Below are 17,673 nucleotides of genomic sequence, written 5' to 3'. Positions count from 1 at the left end.
TTTATCTAGTTTTAATCAATACGTTGGAACACAAATACAAGAAGCGAAGACAAGAAAATTTGTCTTCGCTTCTTATTTAATTTAGTTCCGGCTCCGATAGTTAAAAAGATCGACCATTTTAACCTTTCTGAGCGAGCCGCTTCCACCTTTTACTTAATAACCAAGTTCGGTTTTTTATTTAAGCTATGACGACCATCTACGAAGCGAACTGTGCCTGATTTTGCACGCATAACAAGAGATTGTGTTGTTCCTACGCTACCTTTAAATTGAACACCACGTAATAGTTCACCATCTGTTACACCTGTTGCTGCAAAGATTGCATCGTCACCTTTTACTAAGTCCTCCATACGAAGGATACGATTAATGTCTTCTATGCCCATTTTTTTACAACGTGCTAATTCAGCTTCGTTTTGTGGCAATAGTTTTCCGTGAATTTCTCCACCTAAACATTTTAAAGCAACTGCTGCTAATACACCTTCAGGTGCTCCACCAGATCCAAATAGAATATCTACACCTGTACGGTCAAACGCTGTATTAATTGCTCCAGCTACATCTCCATCGTTAATTAATTTAATACGAGCACCAGCCTTACGAATTTCTTCGATAATTGCTTGGTGACGTGGACGGTTTAAAACTGTTGCTACAACATCTTCAATATCTTTATTTTTCGCTTTCGCAACTGCACGTAAGTTATCAATAATAGGCGCATCAATGTCGACTGCCCCAACTGCTTCTGGGCCAACCGCGATTTTATCCATGTACATGTCAGGAGCATGTAACAAATTACCGTGGTCTGCAATTGCAATAACAGCAAGAGCATTCCAGCCACCAGCTGCTACGATGTTTGTCCCTTCTAAAGGATCAACCGCAACGTCTACACGTGGTCCATATCCTGTACCTAATTTCTCTCCGATATATAGCATTGGTGCTTCATCCATCTCACCTTCACCAATTACGACTGTACCTTTCATCGGAATTGTATCAAATACATCACGCATAGCTGATGTTGCTGCACCGTCTGCTTCATCTTTTTTCCCGCGCCCCATCCAACGCGCTGATGATAATGCTGCAGCCTCTGTTACACGTACTAACTCCATAGATAAACTTCTTTCCACAATAATCCCTCTCCTTTAAGTCTTTATATTTCTGCCGTATTTTGTGAACCGTGTTTTTCTATAAAGTGTACTTCCGCAAGTAGTGATGCTTCGCTTCCCCCTTACGGAAGTATCACTTATGCGTTCTTCATCTCTTCAATTTCTTGTTTTGTCATTTGTTCTCGCCAAATGTTTGCTCCAAGCCCTTTAAGCTTGTCCACTATATTCTCATAACCTCGATCAATATGCTCAAGTCCTGTTACTTCTGTAATTCCATCTGCCATTAACCCTGCAATAACAAGTGCCGCTCCCGCTCGTAAATCACTCGCCTTCACTTTTGCACCTTGTAGTAACACAGGACCAGTTACAATTGCCGAACGACCTTCTACTTTAATTTGAGCATTCATACGACGTAATTCATCAATGTGTTTGAAACGGGCACCGTAAATTGTATCTGTTACAACTCCCGTCCCGTGTGCTTTTGTTAAAAGCGTCGTAAAAGGCTGTTGTAAATCTGTTGGAAAACCTGGATATACAAGCGTTTTGATATCAACTACTTTTAACTTTCTATTACCGTTCACTGTAATTTGATCATCATTCGTTTCAACTTGAACACCAGCTTCTCTTAGCTTAGCAGTAACTGATTCTAAATGCTGAGGAATAACGTTATCAACCGTTACTTCTCCTCCTGATGCAGCTCCTAGAATCATATACGTACCAGCTTCAATACGATCTGGGATGATAGTATGGTGACAACCATGTAAAGAGTCCACACCATCTATTCGGATTACATCTGTACCAGCACCTTTAATACGTGCTCCCATGCTTGTTAACAATGTAGCTACATCAATAATCTCGGGCTCTTTCGCTGCATTTTCAATAACAGTTCTACCTTTTGCTCGTACAGCTGCTAGCATAATATTAATCGTAGCCCCCACACTAACAACATCTAAATAAATACGTGCTCCATGTAGTTCATCTGCTCTTAAATAGATGGCACCTTGTTCATTTGTAACATGTGCACCTAGCGCTTCAAACCCTTTAATATGCTGATCAATCGGCCTCGGTCCTAAGTGACATCCACCCGGAAGCCCAATAACAGCTTTTTTAAAACGGCCAAGCATCGCACCCATTAAATAATAAGAAGCGCGCAATTTTTTCACTTTTCCATTTGGCAAAGGCATTGCAACCATGTTAGAAGGATCGACTACCATCTCTTCCTCCTGTCCATAAGTTACTTTCCCTCCAATTTCCTCTAGTAAGTCGCCTAACATTTTCACGTCCGAAATATTAGGGACACCACCAATAGTTACTGGAGTATCTGCTAAAATTGTCGCTGGAATTAATGCAACGGCACTGTTCTTTGCACCGCTTACTCGAATTGTTCCATTTAAAGCTCTTCCGCCTTCAATTAGCAATTTTTCCATATTGAGCTCCCTTCTTGTGAATGTATTTACTTTCTATCTTTTCATAGAAAGCTCCCCTTAAGAATCTCAATTACTCTTTCCATCCCAAAACTCAATAAATAGGAAACCATTATCTCCATTTCTCCTGTAGCACGAATAGATAAAGATCAACTATTCATCGAATTCACTTTATCAATTTAGATACGTTATCACATTTATTAATAGGACTATGCACATTATTTTCTATTTAAAAACCAAAAATGATAAAATCTTTCGACTTGTTCACGCTTTCATTATACAACGAAAGGAAACCGTCTAAAAGACTAGACGGTTTCCAAAACGGAATTTTATTCTTACGCTTTACCGTTAGAACCGAACTCACGCATTTTACCAGCAACAGTTGCTTTAATAGCGTCGCGGCCAGGTCCAATAAATTTACGAGGATCGTAAACTTCTTGGTCTTTGTTTAATACTTCACGAACAGCTTTTGTAAACTCGATTTGGTTCTCAGTGTTTACGTTGATTTTTGAAGTACCTAAAGAGATAGCTTTTACGATATCAGCAGTTGGGATACCAGTACCACCGTGTAATACTAAAGGTACGCCAGTGAAGTCACGAACTTGTTCCATTTCAGCGAATCCTAAGTTAGGCTCACCTTTGTAAGGACCGTGTACAGAACCTAAAGCTGGAGCTAGGCAATCGATACCTGTTGCTTCAACAAGGTGCTTACACTCTGCTGGGTCAGCGTAAATTACGCCTTCAGCGATTACGTCGTCTTCTTGTCCGCCAACTGTTCCAAGCTCAGCTTCAACAGATACGTTACGAGCGTGTGCGTATTCTACTACTTGTTTAGTAGTTTCAACGTTTTCTTCGAATGGGTGGTGAGAAGCGTCGATCATTACAGATGTGAAACCTGCATCGATTGCTTCTTTACATTTTTCGAAGCTTGAACCATGGTCAAGGTGAATCGCTACAGGAACAGTGATGTTCATTTCTTCGATTAAAGCTTTAACCATAGCTACAACTGTTTTGAAACCAGTCATATGACGAGCTGCACCCTCAGATACACCTAGGATTACAGGAGATTTTTCTTCTTCCGCAGCAGCTAAGATAGCTTGAGTCCACTCTAAGTTGTTCATGTTGAATTGACCAACTGCGTATTTTCCTTCTAGTGCTTTGTTTAGCATTTCTTTCATAGAAACTAAAGGCATGGTGAATCCTCCTAAAAAACGTTTTTTGTATCCGATAAGTTCTTATCGCTGGTAGTATGACCAGAATAAGGTAAAATATGTATATCTACATACCGGACTTTTTTCTACACTCAATAGGATAACAACTTGTACTCAAAAACTCAACCGTATTCACCTGCACAATAGTCCATGTAAACGCTTTTTTCCATATTTTTTATAAAAAATTCATTTTTATGCCTCTACAGCGAGCTCATTTCTCACAGCTTGACGAATTTCATCAATATCAAATGGTTTAGCAAAATGCATTAAAGCTCCTAAATCTTTTGCTTCTTGGATCATATCAAGCTCTCCATAAGCAGTCATTAAAATTACTTTAATACTCTCATCAATTTCTTTTACATGCTTTAAAATCTCTATACCATCCATGCCTGGAATTTTCATATCTAACACTACTAAATCTGGATTATCTTTTTTCACGATATCTAAAGCTTGAAATCCATTCGCTGCTTGGAATGTCTGATAACCTTCTTTTTGGAACACTTCATGTAATAACACACGAATCCCATATTGATCATCAACGATTAAAATTTTACCTTCCATAATTCCCAACCTTTCTGTGTAAGTACAAGATTTAAAGCTTCTTATATCTTAACGATTTAATTTCGCTATTCTTTGGCAAATTCCTTCCTATTCTTTCTTATTTTACCGTTTCCTATTTTGTTATGCTACCCTACGATTTCACCTTTCTAAAAAAATAAATTATAATGAAAGCCGGCAAACACGTACGAAGGGAGTAACATTATGTTAAAAATTTTTTCAACTCAATTAAGTGGTTATTTCTCCAGAGTTTCTCAAAAAGAAGAAATGAATATAGAAGATAGCGCTCGTTTACTTGCTCAAGCATTAGTTGGCGATGGTTTCATTTATTTACATGGTACAAATGAAATGGAGGGCGTTGTTGCCGAGGCACTATTCGGTGCTGAACCAATGAAGCAAGCAAAACGCTTATTTGAAAATGGTAAAGAAGCAGAAGTAACCTCTGCGGATCGTGTACTTCTTATTAGCCGTTTTTCAACAGATGAAGCGGTTGTAGAAATTGCAAAAAAACTACAAGAAGAGGGACACTCTATTGTCGGCATTTCTGCTCTTCAAGAAGGTACGGAATCACTCGAACGATATACAGACGTACATATTGATACAAAACTGTTAAAAGGTCTTATTCCAGACGATGAAGGTAATCGCTACGGATTCCCAAGTTTAATAGTAGCCTTATTTGCTTATCACGGGATCAAATTCACAATCGATGAAATGTTAAATGAATATTAAAAAAAGCGCCTTATTTCAGGCGCTTTTTTTATTACTTGCTCTCTTTATTCGTAATAGAAGCTCTTACGAAGTCATGGAACAATGGTTGTGGACGGTTTGGACGTGAAACAAGTTCTGGGTGGAACTGTGCTGCCACGAACCAAGGATGGTCTTTTAATTCAATGATTTCAACTAGACGGCCGTCTGGGCTTGTACCAGAGAATACAAATCCTTCTTTTTCCATATCCGGACGGAACTGATTGTTGAACTCATAACGATGACGATGACGCTCATATACAACCGGCTCATTATAAGCATTGTAAGCATTTGTTTCTTCAGCAAGCTTACATGGGTATAGACCAAGACGAAGTGTACCACCTAAGTCCTCTACATCTTTTTGTTCTGGTAATAAGTCAATGATTGCATATGGCGTATCAGGATTGATCTCAGAAGAGTTAGCACCTTCTAAACCTAATACATTACGTGCGAATTCGATTGATGCAAGTTGCATACCTAAGCAAATTCCTAAGAATGGAACTTTGTTTTCACGAGCATATTGAATCGCAACGATTTTACCTTCTACACCACGATCGCCGAAGCCACCTGGTACAAGGATACCATCTGTGTCTCCTACTAATTCTTGTACATTTTCTGCTGTTACGTGCTCAGCATTTACCCATTTTACTTCTACATCTGTGTCGAATGAGTAACCAGCATGACGAAGTGCTTCTACAACAGAAATATATGCATCTTGAAGTTCTACATATTTACCAACAAGAGCGATTTTTGTTTTCTTAGAAAGGTTACGTACTTTGTTAACTAGCGCAGTCCACTCTGTCATATCTGCAGCTGGATTGTCTAATTTTAAGTGATCACAAACGATTTGGTCCATGTTTTGTTCTTGAAGAGATAATGGAACCGCATATAAAGTATCTGCATCGCGAGCTTCGATAACTGCTTTTGTATCGATGTCACAGAATAATGCAAGCTTGTCTTTCATATCTTGAGAAACAGGCATTTCTGTACGAACAACGATGATGTTTGGTTGAATACCTAAGCTACGAAGTTCTTTAACGCTATGTTGTGTTGGTTTTGTTTTCATTTCACCCGCTGCTTTTAAGTACGGGATTAACGTACAGTGAATGTACATTACATTGTCACGACCGATGTCGCTCTTAATTTGACGGATTGCTTCTAAGAATGGTAGAGACTCGATATCACCAACAGTTCCACCGATTTCTGTAATAACAACATCCGCATTTGTTTCACGACCAGAACGATATACGCGTTCTTTAATTTCGTTAGTAATGTGAGGAATAACTTGAACCGTTCCTCCTAAATATTCACCGCGACGCTCTTTTTGAAGAACTGAAGAGTAAATTTTACCTGTTGTTACGTTGCTGTATTTGTTTAAGTTAATGTCGATGAAACGCTCATAGTGACCAAGGTCTAAGTCAGTTTCTGCGCCATCATCTGTTACGAATACCTCACCGTGTTGATATGGGCTCATAGTCCCTGGGTCTACGTTAATGTATGGATCAAACTTTTGAATCGTTACGTTTAAACCACGATTTTTTAAAAGTCTTCCAAGAGATGCTGCTGTAATACCTTTTCCTAAAGACGATACTACACCGCCTGTTACAAAAATATACTTAGTCATGAAAAAGCTCCCTTCTATTTTGCTGTTATATAATCACCGTTGCAAAGCGCAACGTATGTAGATAACACTGTATCCATCTTATTGTTAGACTCTTTTTATTTTCTAAACAAAAAACAAAAAAGAAAATTGCTCCCCTCATCACATAAAGTAATAAGTAGGGAGCAATTTTCTTTTATATTTACACTTTAAAAGTATTATCGTCCTTTTTTAAAGAGCCCAAAAATGATTCTACATGGACGATAATGAAAAGTCAAGAACTACAGTTCTTCCTCTTCTTCTTCTTCAGTTTCATCATACTCAAGTTCTTCTTCAGCGAAGTCGTCGTCTTCATCTTCTTCTAAATCATCAAGATCGTCGTCATCTCCGTCTTCATCTTCAAGAACCTTGTCCAAATCTTCTACATCATCTTCGTCGTCTGCATTTCCGTCTGCATCGTCAAAGTCATCTTCATCTTCTTCAATGTAGTCGTCAAAACCGTCTTCCTCAACTTTACGTTTCTTCTTCGGTTTTGGCTGCGGTAAGATTTCTTCATCAATTTGCTCATATGGGTACCAGCTGCGTAGTCCCCAACGATTTTCTCCTAAATTAATGAAACGTCCATCGATGTTTAAGTCTGTATAAAATTGTGCGAGTTTCGCATTAACTTGCTCTTGAGATAGTCCCAGCACTTGAGCGATTTCTTGAACCAACTCGTTGAATGTCGTTGCTTGTTTTTTATCCCCTAAAACGCTATGTACAACTTCAATCATTGAACATTCTTTTAGCTCTTCTGGTGAATATTGCTTAAAATCCACTTATGCGGCACTTCCTTTCATCAAATATAACCTTATATATAACGGCCTGCTTAAAAAAATCCATACTATTCATTATAAACAAAAGTCGCACAAATATGCTACAAAAAAAACGGGAAACTTTTATAAGGTAATAAAATTAATAATTTGTCTGTCCCTTATTTCGGAAGCATATGGGCCCCTTGCAATACATACCTAATTTGCATTTCTGTATATTCTTCGAGCGTATACAGTTTTTGCAGCGCCCAGCGTCTAAATCCCCACATCTGTCCTTGTATAAAAATATTATGGGCAAGAAGCTGTATTTCTTTTTTATTTAATGTAAATGTTCCATTTTCCGTACACTGTTCTAAAATATTCTCGAACATTCCTACCATTTGAAACTCCTTTTCTAATACATACGGAAGTGATTCTTTTGGTAAAAAGCGTACCTCTTGATACATTATCAATACTTCTTCCTGCAATTCGTCCATCACTTTAAAGTAATTCGTTATTGCTATCTTTAAACTTTCTATACTCCCTTTTTCTGTACACACTACTTCCTCTAATCGTTCTTTTACATGTTCATATATACTATCACAAACTAAATACAACACATCATCTTTTGTACGAATGTACTCATAAAGTGTCCCTATACTAAATCCAGCCGCTTTTGCAATTTCTCTCGTTGTTGTACGCGGAAATCCTTTTTGTTTAAACAGTTGCACCGCACCTTTAATCATTTGTTCACGTCTTAACGCAACTAATTTTTCATCTTTCACCGATGCATGTACATTATGTTTAACCATTCCCTTCACCTCTCTCTATTATTTTTTGGAAGGAAAAAGCGTAGGAAAATACCTACGCTTTCGTCCCTACTTCGTTAACATACGAGAAATTACAAGCCTCTGAATCTCTTGTGTTCCTTCGTATATTTGTGTAATCTTTGCATCTCGCATATAACGCTCTACTGGATAATCTTTCGTATAACCGTAACCACCAAATACTTGCACCGCTTCAGTCGTCACCTTCATCGCTGTATCCCCTGCAAATACTTTTGACATCGCTGATTCTTTTCCATACGGAAGCCCTTCTGATTCAAGCCAAGCCGCTTGATATGTTAAAAGGCGTGCCGCTTCTACATCTGTTGCCATATCCGCAAGTTTAAAGCCAATCCCTTGCTGCGCCGCAATTGGTTTTCCAAATTGATGGCGCTCCCTTGCATATTCTACAGAAGCATCTAAAGCCCCTTGTGCAATACCAACAGCTTGCGCCGCAATACCGTTACGACCTCCATCTAATGTTTGCATCGCAACTTTAAATCCTTGCCCCTCTTCTCCAAGTAGATTCTCTACCGGAATACGGCAATCTTCAAACATAATTTCAGTCGTTGGTGAAGAGCGAATCCCTAGCTTGCTCTCCTTCTTCCCAACTGAAAATCCCGGTGTATCACTTTCTACAATAAATGCACTCGTACCGCGCTGCTTCGATTCAGGATCAGTTAGCGCAAAAACAACATAAATATCAGCAATACCGCCATTTGTAATGAAAATTTTTGATCCATTTAAAATATAATGGTCGCCATCTCTTTTTGCGATTGTCTTCATTCCACCAGCATCCGATCCAGATCCTGGCTCCGTTAAGCCGTATGCACCAATTTTCTTCCCTTCAGCCATCGGTCGTAAAAACTTTTGCTTTTGTTCTTCTGTCCCAAATTTAAAAATTGGCCATCCCGCAAGTGAAGTATGCGCAGATAGTGTTACACCTGTTGAAGCACAAACTCGAGATAATTCTTCAATCGCAATTACATACGCTAAGTAATCGCTTCCAATTCCACCGTACTCTTCAGGCCATGGAATACCGGTTAAACCAAGCTCTGCCATTTGATCAAATAACTCTCGATCAAATCGCTCTTCCTCATCACGCTCAGCTGCTGTTGGTGCTACTTCATTTTTAGCAAAATCTCGAACCATTTTTCTTATCATTTCATGTTCTTCTGATAGTTTAAAATGCATCTCCGTCTCCCCCTCGCCCTTTTATAAAGCACGGCTAATAACAAGTTTCTGTATTTCACTTGTTCCTTCATATATTTGCGTGATCTTCGCATCACGGAAAAATCGTTCTACTGGATATTCTTTCGTATAACCGTAACCACCAAATACTTGCACCGCCTCAATCGCGACTTCAACCGCTGTCTTAGAAGCAAATAATTTCGCAATAGATGCTTCTTTACCGCATGGTAATCCTTGTGCCCTAAGAGACGCCGCTCTATATACGAGTAACCTTGCTGCTTCGACACTTGTTGCCATATCTGCAAGCTTGAAGCCAATCCCTTGCTGCGCCGCAATTGGTTTCCCAAATTGTTCTCGTTCTTTTGCATAATCAATCGCACATGCAAGCGCCGCTTCAGCAATTCCTAACGCCTGTGCACCGATTCCAATTCGCCCAACATCTAAATTCGCCATTGCCACCTTGAATCCTTGTCCTTCTTCCCCAAGTAAATTCTCCGCTGGCACTTTCATATCTTCAAAAGTAAGTTGTACTGTACGAGAACCGAGGAGCCCCATCTTATGTTCATCTTTTCCGATGATTAAACCAGGTGTATCTTTCTCTACTATAAATGCAGAAATACCACTTTTCCCTGCCTCTGGATTTGTAGAAGCGAATACAATGTATGTACTTGCTTCACCACCATTTGTAATAAACACTTTCGATCCATTAATAATATAATGATCGCCTTTTTTGACAGCTCTTGATTTCAAACTCCCTGCATCTGATCCTGCATTTGGCTCTGTTAAAGCAAATGCGCCTAAATATTCCCCGGTTGCAAGTTTAGAAACATATTTTTTCTTCTGTTCTTCTGTTCCGAAATATAAAATCGGATTCATTCCAACTGACGTATGTACAGCTAAAATTACACCAACTGTTGCACTTACCTTTGAGATTTCCTCAATGGCTAGAATATAAGAAATAAAATCCATTTCTGCCCCGCCGTATTTTGCAGGCGCTGGAATACCCATTAATCCAAGCTCACCCATCTTTTGCAAAATCTCTTTCGGGAACACCCCTTGTTCCATACTAGGAACAAAGGGAGCAATTTCCTTCTGTGCAAAATCCCGAACCATTTTCCTCATCATTTGCTGCTCTTCATTAAAACGAAAGTTCATATATTCCGCCTCCATTTGCTATATATCCTTTAAATAATTTGGTAAGACCACTATTTTGTAACAAAAGGGGCATTTATTCGTAAACGTAGAATCCACGACCTGTTTTACGCCCTAACCATCCTGCATTTACATACTTACGTAATAACGGACATGGGCGATATTTACTATCTCCTAATCCTTCATGCAACACTTCCATAATGTATAAACACGTATCTAAACCGATAAAATCAGCGAGTGTCAAAGGCCCCATCGGATGGTTCATACCAAGCTTCATGACCTCATCAATTGCTTCTTTCGTCGCTACACCTTCGTATAACGTATAAATTGCTTCGTTAATCATCGGTAGCAAAATGCGGTTTGATACAAAACCTGGGAAATCATTTACTTCAACTGGCACTTTCCCAATTTTTTTCGTAATATCTTCAATTGCTTCATATACTGCATCATCTGTAGCCAAACCACGAATAATCTCAACAAGCTTCATAACTGGAACTGGATTCATAAAGTGCATGCCGATTACTTTTTCCGGACGCTTCGTTACCGCTGCAATTTCTGTAATTGGCAGAGATGACGTATTTGTCGCTAAAATTGCGTGTTCTGGAGCAATTTCATCTAGATTCGCAAAGATTTTCTTTTTAATATCCATTTTCTCAACAGCTGCTTCAATAATAAGATCCGCTTCTTTCACACAATCTAAATCAAGCGTTACTGTAAGACGATTTAATGTCGCTTCCTTCTCTTCTTCCTTCATGCGTCCTTTTTCTACTTGGCGCGCTAAGTTTTTCGTAATGATAGCCAATCCTCTATCTAATTGCTCTTGTTTTAAATCTTGTACCTTCACGTCATATCCTGCCATTGCACATACTTGTGCAATTCCTGATCCCATTTGCCCTGCACCAATTACAACAATGTTTTGTACACCCATTTTTTCTTCCCCCTTAATTGTTAATAAATTTTATACCCTCGAACTTTAATTAGTGAACTTCAATCATCACTGCGTCCCCTTGACCGCCACCGCTACAAATCGATGCAATTCCAATTCCGCCGCCGCGCTGCTTAAGTGCATGGATTAGCGTAACGATAATGCGCGCTCCGCTTGCTCCAATTGGATGGCCCATCGCTACCGCGCCGCCATTTACATTCAATTTTTCTGGATCAATTCCTGCGATTTCTGTACTTGCAATTGCTACCGCTGCAAATGCTTCATTAATCTCGAATAAATCGATGTCTTCAATTGTCTTGCCTGTTTTTTCAAGCAATGCGTTAATTGCATAACCTGGCGTTCTTGGGAAATCTTTAGATTCCACTGCAATTGCTGTATGCGCCAAAATTGTCGCTAATGGCTTTCTTCCTTCTTGCTTCGCTCTGTCTTCGCTCATTAACACAAGTGCGGCACCACCATCGTTTAGTCCTGGCGCATTACCAGCTGTCACCGCCGCTTCCTTATCAAATACAGGTTTTAACTTTGCTAACTTTTCAATCGTTGTATCTTCACGTGGCGCCTCATCCTTTGCAACGACAATAGGATCGCCTTTTCTTTGCGGGATCGTTACTGGCACGATCTCCTCTTCAAAACGTCCTTCTTTATGCGCTGAAACCGCACGCTGATGGCTACGATATGCCCATTCATCTTGTGCTTCGCGAGAAATTCCATCTTCCTTCGCAACTTCTCCGCCATAAACACCCATGTGTGTACCTGAAAATGCGCATGTTAAACCGTCAGCAACGTTTAAATCAATAACTTCGTTGTTGCCCATTCTGTATCCCCATCTTGCTCCGCGTAAAATGTAAGGACTGTTACTCATCGACTCCATACCGCCAGCTACAACCAGTGATTGATCGCCAGTACGAATAATTTGATCCGCTAACGTAACCGCACGAAGTCCTGATGCACAAACTTTATTCACTGTTTCCGTCTGCACTTCCCAAGGGATTCCAGCAGCCCTTGCAGCTTGACGCGATGGAATTTGCCCCTGTCCCCCCTGAATAACCGTTCCAAATATAACTTCTTCAACATCACTAGCCGCAACATTTGCTCTTTCAAGCGCTGCTTTAATTGCAATTCCTCCAAGTTCCGTCGCTTTTACATCTTTTAAAGATCCTCCAAATTTTCCAACTGGTGTTCTTGCAGCACTTAAAATAACTGTTTTACTCATGTTTCTTTCCCCCATTTCTTTTTTTAACACTGAGCGCTCGCTCGGTATCCCTACGTTGAGAAGAGGTGCAATCATTGCACCTCTTTCTAAAGTTGTATACATTCTTATAAACTACATCGCTTCTTTTTTCTGTCCGATAACAGATCGTTCTAAAATCTCTGTCACATCAAGAGTTTGAACTTTCTCTTCTACCTCTTTCGCTTTCGTTCCATCACTGATCATCGTTAAGCAATATGGACAACCTGTACCGATAATGGATGGCTGTACAGCTAATGCTTGTTCTGTACGAGCAACGTTAATACGAGAACCTGTTGTTTCTTCCATCCACATTAAGCCACCACCTGCGCCACAGCACATTCCAGTTTCACGGTTACGTGCCATTTCTACAAGATTCACTCCAGGAATCGCTTTCAAAATGTCACGTGGCGCTTCGTACACTTCGTTGTATCTTCCTAAATAACAGGAATCATGGTACGTAACTGTTTCTTCAATAGCGTGAACAGGCTTTAAGCGCCCTTCTTTCACCCACTGAGCTAACAATTCTGTATGATGATAGACTTCTGCTTGCAAGCCAAAGTCCGGATACTCATTTTTAAATGTGTTATAAGCATGAGGATCAATCGTAACGATTTTCTTCACTCCTGCCTTTTCAAATTCTTCGATATTCTTTGTCGCCATCTCTTGGAATACAAATTCATTTCCAAGGCGGCGTGGTGTATCTCCAGAATTCTTTTCTTTATTACCGAGAATTGCGAATGAAATGCCTGCTTCGTTCATTAACTTCGCAAACGATATCGCAATCTTCTGACTACGATTGTCGTATGATCCCATTGAACCAACCCAGAATAAATACTCGAATTCCTCCCCAGCTTTTGATTTTTCTTTTACAGTTGGAACTGTTACTTCGTCATCACCTTGGCGCCATGTTTCACGCTCTTTACGGTTCAGACCCCACGGATTCCCTTGACGCTCGATATTTGTCATCGCGCGTTGTGCTTCCGCGTCCATTTTTCCTTCTGTTAAAACGAGATATCGACGTAAATCAATAATTTTGTCAACATGCTCATTCATAACTGGACATTGATCTTCACAGTTACGACACGTTGTACATGCCCAAATCTCTTCTTCTGTAATAACATCTCCGATTAAACTCGGATCGTAAGCGAGAGTTGTAGCCGCTGATTCTTGTTGTCCTTTTCCAGCTGCCATCATCGCTAACTGATTTCCTTGTGTATTATTAAAGGCAACTACTGGAACCCACGGTGCTTTTGATGTTACCGCAGCTCCTTTATCAGTTAAATGATCACGAAGTTTTAAAATTAAGTCCATCGGCGATAACATTTTTCCTGTTCCTGTTGCCGGACACATATTTGTACAACGACCACACTCTACACAAGCGTATAAGTCAATAAGTTGATTTTGTCTAAAGTCTTCAATTTTACCAACACCAAATGTTTCTTGCGTTTCATCTTCAAAATCAATCTTTTCAAGCTTCCCTGGGTTTGAAAGACGACCGAAGAATACATTAGCTGGTCCCGCAATTAAATGCGCATGTTTTGATTGTGGAACATAGACTAAAAACGTTAACAAAATTAGTAAATGCACCCACCAAGAAAAATAGAACACTGAAATGGCTACGGTTTCATTTATCCCGCTAAAAACGTAAGCGATTGCAGAAGCGATTGGTTCACTCCATGAAAGCTCCTCGCCATGCCATATAAGTCCCATACCGTTACCAAGTAGCACAGAAATCATTAAGCCACCGATAAAGATAAGAACAAGACCTGATTTGAAGTTACGTTTTAAACGAACAAGCTTTTCTACATAACGTCTATGAAAAGCCCAAAATACTGCAATTAAAATAACAAGTGTGACAATTTCCTGGAAGAATGTAAATGCAGGGTATAGTGGTCCAAGTGGAAGATGTGATCCTGGTGCGAGTCCTTTCCAAACGAAGTCAATTGCTCCAAATTGGACAAGAATAAATCCGTAAAAGAACATAACGTGAATGATGCCGCTTTTCTTATCTTTCAGCAGCTTTTTCTGACCGAAAACATTGACCTTAAGGAGATCCCAACGCTCTTTAAAACGACGGTCAAATTCAATTTTTTTTCCTAATTGTATGTAGGCCATTCTCGTCCGTATAAGATATACAAACAAATATCCTGCATAAGCAATAACAGCAATGGCAGCCAGCCAATTAATGATCAGTAAGCTATTCATTTTTATGCTACCCCTCTCTTTGTAAGCCCTCTTTCTTTTTTTGAATCTTCAAAAATATATAATTTTCTGAATTATATCCCCTATCCCCATTATATAATGAGTGAGCATTCAGTCAACAGTTTTTTGTTATAGAACAACACATTTTTTCATAAAGCTGTTTATTTCGGTGAAACTATAAAGTGAAACTTTAATCAGTAGGGCTTTTACGGGCAGTTGATTTCCAAACTAACTTCTACTTATCCACCAGTTTTTGAGGTGAGAGGCTTACTGCCCGTTAAAGCGGGATAAAGTGAAACTTTAATCAGTGCAACATACTATCATCTGATGAAATTTATAATAACAGCCGTGCTACCCGTATCATTTGTAACACACTGAAGGTGAAAAGAATGCGAAGGAGGGAATTCACTGATGCTCTACTTATCTCTTTTGTTAATATCCGTTGCTCTTTGGATTATAATTGATCTTTCATACGGGAGATTTCTTCATTTAAAACGGGTAAGCTCTCGCACTTTCCCTTTACGTCAAAGTGATTTTCACCTTTATACATACGGGAAAGATTTATATGACGCTTTATTTACTGATATAAAACAAGCACAGCACCATATTCATATTTTATTCTTCATTGTAAAAAATGATAAAATCAGTCGCGAATTTTTAAAGTTGTTGATTGATAAGGCTCAGGAAGGAATTGAAGTACGACTTTTACTTGATCGATTTGGCAGCCATTATTTATCAAACGAAGCTATTCGCTCCCTGCGAAAACACGGTGTATCTTTTTCATTTTGTCATAAGGTAAAATTTCCTCTGCCTTTCTTTTCTGCTAATCAAAGAAACCATAGAAAAATTACAGTGATTGATGGGAAAACTGGCTATATCGGGGGATTTAATATCGGCGAAGAGTATCTGGGGCATAATGAATATTTAGGATTATGGCGAGACTATCATTTACGTCTTACAGGAGAAGGGGTTCAAGATTTACAAAAGCAATTTTTGCATGACTGGTTTGATGATACGAAACAGAATTTATTGGATGCTTCTCTTTATTTTCCAAAACAAAACCCAGGTACCATACTGCATCAATTTATTCCGACTGATGGTGCTTATTTACAGCATACTTTTTTACATTTAATTAACGGAGCAAAAAAAGAAATCTGTATCGGTACACCATATTTCATTCCTGGAAAAAAAATTATGAATGCCTTATTAAAAGCAAGAGAAAGAGGGGTTCAAATCACAATTCTTGTTCCAGAAAAAGCTGATCACCCTCTCGTTCGAGAAGCAAAATTCCCGTACTGCCGAAAATTAATACAGGCTGGTTGCAATATTTATGCATTTCAACAAGGTTTTTTTCACGCCAAAATTATTATAGTGGATGATGATATTTGTGATATCGGAACAGCAAACTTTGATATGAGAAGTTTATATATTAACCATGAAATAAACTGCCTGTTATATAGTAAACATTTCGTTCAAACAGTAAAAAATAAATTCCATGAAGACCTAAAGAATGCATCCATACTTTCCTATAGCGATGTAAACCCAACTTCTCTTATCGATAGAGGAAAGGAATGGATTGGAACAATGCTTGCTTTCTTTTTATAGGAAAGACAATGAATAAAAGAGGTGTATCTTATATGATTATGCGGTTTGGATATGTCTCACATGCAATGGCACTCTGGGACTGTTCTCCTGCCAAAACAATGACGTTTACAAGCTTTAAGAAACTCAGCAAGCAAGAGCGAGAAGACAAACTGTACCATATTATAAAGCAAAATTTAGAGCACACAATACGTATCCTACATTACAATATAGCGCATGAAATCCCACTATATCGCCTATCGTCTTCAATCGTCCCACTTGCAACACATCCCGAAGTCGAGTTTGACTATATTGGGGTATTCACACCACTTTGGCGTAAAATAGGAGCTTTAATTAAAGAACACAATTTACGAATAAGTTTTCATCCAAATCAATTTACGCTATTTACAAGCGACAAGCCACATATTACTACTAACGCTATTACGGATATGACTTATCATTATAAAGTATTAGATGCTATAGGCATTGCAGATTCCTCTTACATTAATATTCATGTAGGTGGAGCCTATGGAAATAAAGAAAAGACAATCGAGCGCTTCCATGAAAACATAAAAAAACTTCCTGCACATATAAAAAAACAAATGACTCTTGAAAACGATGATAAAACATATACAACTTCTGAAACTTTATCAATTTGCCAAAAAGAAAATATCCCATTTGTATTTGATTATCATCATCATATGGCCAATCTTTGCGAGGAACCACTAGAAGAGTTGCTTCCTGCAATTTTTGAAACTTGGTCACATACAAATATCTCTCCTAAAGTTCACATTTCCTCTCCGAGATCGGAAAAAGAATTTAGGGCTCATGCTGAATATATCGATTTAGAGTTTATCAAGCCCTTCTTACACGTTGCAAAAAAAAACAATCATAATTTCGATATTATGATTGAAAGTAAACAAAAAGACTTAGCACTATTCCAATTAATAGATGAACTTTCTGCTATAAGAGGAATTAAAAGAATAAGTGGTGCAAAGTTACAGTGGTAAATTGTAACTTTGCACCATTTTTTCAAAAAAGTAATTTTTATAGTAAAAAACATCCTATTTTATATGCTATTATTTAAATTAGCATTCCCCCGAGATTCAACTTTATTGAAACGG

Annotated in this window: 15 protein-coding genes; 3 read left to right on the top strand and 12 right to left on the bottom strand. The window is 38.8% G+C overall.

What is annotated here, in order from left to right; all coding sequences use genetic code 11:
- Positions 1–149: 149 nt before the first annotated feature.
- The 4 genes from glpX to spo0F form a co-directional block, all read right to left on the bottom strand.
- The gene (gene glpX / locus MRP26_RS12695) at positions 150–1,115 is read right to left on the bottom strand and encodes a class II fructose-bisphosphatase (protein WP_000442336.1); all 966 of its coding nucleotides are present in this window, start codon (positions 1,113–1,115) and stop codon (positions 150–152) included.
- A 116-nt stretch (positions 1,116–1,231) separates the two neighbouring features.
- Positions 1,232–2,521 (bottom strand): UDP-N-acetylglucosamine 1-carboxyvinyltransferase, encoded by a 1,290-nt coding sequence (murA, locus tag MRP26_RS12690; RefSeq protein WP_000413248.1) that lies wholly within the window; start codon positions 2,519–2,521, stop codon positions 1,232–1,234.
- 332 nt (positions 2,522–2,853) lie between these two features.
- Positions 2,854–3,711, bottom strand: a complete 858-nt coding sequence (locus MRP26_RS12685) for a class II fructose-bisphosphate aldolase (protein ID WP_001131856.1) — start codon at positions 3,709–3,711, stop codon at positions 2,854–2,856.
- Positions 3,712–3,921: 210 nt separating this feature from the next.
- Positions 3,922–4,290, bottom strand: coding sequence for a sporulation initiation phosphotransferase Spo0F (gene spo0F, locus MRP26_RS12680; protein WP_000398594.1), 369 nt, complete (start codon positions 4,288–4,290; stop codon positions 3,922–3,924).
- Between the two features lie 201 nt (positions 4,291–4,491).
- On the opposite strand from spo0F, the gene MRP26_RS12675 reads away from it, so the two are divergent.
- Positions 4,492–5,016 (top strand): DUF2529 domain-containing protein, encoded by a 525-nt coding sequence (locus MRP26_RS12675; RefSeq protein WP_000912402.1) that lies wholly within the window; start codon positions 4,492–4,494, stop codon positions 5,014–5,016.
- 31 nt (positions 5,017–5,047) lie between these two features.
- Here the strand turns inward: MRP26_RS12675 and pyrG are convergent, their stop codons facing one another.
- The 8 genes from pyrG to MRP26_RS12635 all read right to left on the bottom strand — a co-directional run bounded on the left by pyrG (position 5,048) and on the right by MRP26_RS12635 (position 14,971).
- Positions 5,048–6,655 carry a CTP synthase gene (gene pyrG / locus MRP26_RS12670; RefSeq protein WP_000170461.1) on the bottom strand — a complete coding sequence of 536 codons (1,608 nt, stop codon included), beginning with the start codon at positions 6,653–6,655 and terminating at the stop codon, positions 5,048–5,050.
- A 257-nt stretch (positions 6,656–6,912) separates the two neighbouring features.
- On the bottom strand, positions 6,913–7,449 hold the full coding sequence (gene rpoE / locus MRP26_RS12665; protein WP_069356559.1) for a DNA-directed RNA polymerase subunit delta: 537 nt from the start codon (positions 7,447–7,449) through the stop codon (positions 6,913–6,915).
- A 155-nt stretch (positions 7,450–7,604) separates the two neighbouring features.
- Positions 7,605–8,234 carry a TetR/AcrR family transcriptional regulator gene (locus tag MRP26_RS12660; protein ID WP_000238599.1) on the bottom strand — a complete coding sequence of 210 codons (630 nt, stop codon included), beginning with the start codon at positions 8,232–8,234 and terminating at the stop codon, positions 7,605–7,607.
- 66 nt (positions 8,235–8,300) lie between these two features.
- On the bottom strand, positions 8,301–9,440 hold the full coding sequence (gene acdA, locus MRP26_RS12655) for an acyl-CoA dehydrogenase AcdA (RefSeq protein ID WP_000545543.1): 1,140 nt from the start codon (positions 9,438–9,440) through the stop codon (positions 8,301–8,303).
- 21 nt (positions 9,441–9,461) lie between these two features.
- Positions 9,462–10,592, bottom strand: a complete 1,131-nt coding sequence (locus tag MRP26_RS12650; RefSeq protein ID WP_001011175.1) for an acyl-CoA dehydrogenase — start codon at positions 10,590–10,592, stop codon at positions 9,462–9,464.
- Between the two features lie 73 nt (positions 10,593–10,665).
- A complete protein-coding gene (locus tag MRP26_RS12645; RefSeq protein ID WP_000538874.1) occupies positions 10,666–11,517 on the bottom strand; it encodes a 3-hydroxybutyryl-CoA dehydrogenase in 852 nt (283 codons plus the stop codon).
- Positions 11,518–11,566: 49 nt separating this feature from the next.
- A complete protein-coding gene (locus MRP26_RS12640) occupies positions 11,567–12,850 on the bottom strand; it encodes an acetyl-CoA C-acetyltransferase (RefSeq protein WP_242806179.1) in 1,284 nt (427 codons plus the stop codon).
- Positions 12,851–12,859: 9 nt separating this feature from the next.
- Complete coding sequence (locus MRP26_RS12635; protein ID WP_001086772.1) at positions 12,860–14,971, bottom strand: (Fe-S)-binding protein; 2,112 nt, start codon at positions 14,969–14,971, stop codon at positions 12,860–12,862.
- A 408-nt stretch (positions 14,972–15,379) separates the two neighbouring features.
- Here MRP26_RS12635 and cls point away from each other — a divergent pair, with 408 nt between their 5' ends.
- Together cls and uvsE are read left to right on the top strand one after the other, a co-directional pair.
- Positions 15,380–16,573 carry a cardiolipin synthase gene (cls, locus tag MRP26_RS12630; protein WP_144465593.1) on the top strand — a complete coding sequence of 398 codons (1,194 nt, stop codon included), beginning with the start codon at positions 15,380–15,382 and terminating at the stop codon, positions 16,571–16,573.
- A gap of 32 nt (positions 16,574–16,605) precedes the next feature.
- The gene (uvsE, locus tag MRP26_RS12625) at positions 16,606–17,559 is read left to right on the top strand and encodes a UV DNA damage repair endonuclease UvsE (RefSeq protein WP_242806178.1); all 954 of its coding nucleotides are present in this window, start codon (positions 16,606–16,608) and stop codon (positions 17,557–17,559) included.
- Positions 17,560–17,673 lie beyond the last annotated feature (114 nt).

Source organism: Bacillus sp. CCB-MMP212 (assembly GCF_022748145.1).
GTDB classification, from domain to species: Bacteria; Bacillota; Bacilli; order Bacillales; family Bacillaceae_G; genus Bacillus_A; species Bacillus_A cereus.
The sequence above is the reverse complement of the archived record's forward strand: the minus strand, read 5'-3'. Positions and strand labels throughout refer to the sequence as shown.

Excerpts from the sequence above, each read along its gene's own strand:
- MRP26_RS12685 (WP_001131856.1), bottom strand. The coding sequence starts at position 3,711 with ATGCCTTTAGTTTCTATGAAAGAAATGCTAAACAAAGCACTAGAAGGA.
- MRP26_RS12650 (WP_001011175.1), bottom strand. The coding sequence starts at position 10,592 with ATGAACTTTCGTTTTAATGAAGAGCAGCAAATGATGAGGAAAATGGTT.
- MRP26_RS12640 (WP_242806179.1), bottom strand. The coding sequence starts at position 12,850 with ATGTATACAACTTTAGAAAGAGGTGCAATGATTGCACCTCTTCTCAAC.
- spo0F (WP_000398594.1), bottom strand. The coding sequence starts at position 4,290 with ATGGAAGGTAAAATTTTAATCGTTGATGATCAATATGGGATTCGTGTG.
- acdA (WP_000545543.1), bottom strand. The coding sequence starts at position 9,440 with ATGCATTTTAAACTATCAGAAGAACATGAAATGATAAGAAAAATGGTT.
- pyrG (WP_000170461.1), bottom strand. The coding sequence starts at position 6,655 with ATGACTAAGTATATTTTTGTAACAGGCGGTGTAGTATCGTCTTTAGGA.
- MRP26_RS12635 (WP_001086772.1), bottom strand. The coding sequence starts at position 14,971 with ATGAATAGCTTACTGATCATTAATTGGCTGGCTGCCATTGCTGTTATT.
- MRP26_RS12645 (WP_000538874.1), bottom strand. The coding sequence starts at position 11,517 with ATGGGTGTACAAAACATTGTTGTAATTGGTGCAGGGCAAATGGGATCA.
- uvsE (WP_242806178.1), top strand. The coding sequence starts at position 16,606 with ATGATTATGCGGTTTGGATATGTCTCACATGCAATGGCACTCTGGGAC.
- murA (WP_000413248.1), bottom strand. The coding sequence starts at position 2,521 with ATGGAAAAATTGCTAATTGAAGGCGGAAGAGCTTTAAATGGAACAATT.
- MRP26_RS12660 (WP_000238599.1), bottom strand. The coding sequence starts at position 8,234 with ATGGTTAAACATAATGTACATGCATCGGTGAAAGATGAAAAATTAGTT.
- cls (WP_144465593.1), top strand. The coding sequence starts at position 15,380 with ATGCTCTACTTATCTCTTTTGTTAATATCCGTTGCTCTTTGGATTATA.
- MRP26_RS12675 (WP_000912402.1), top strand. The coding sequence starts at position 4,492 with ATGTTAAAAATTTTTTCAACTCAATTAAGTGGTTATTTCTCCAGAGTT.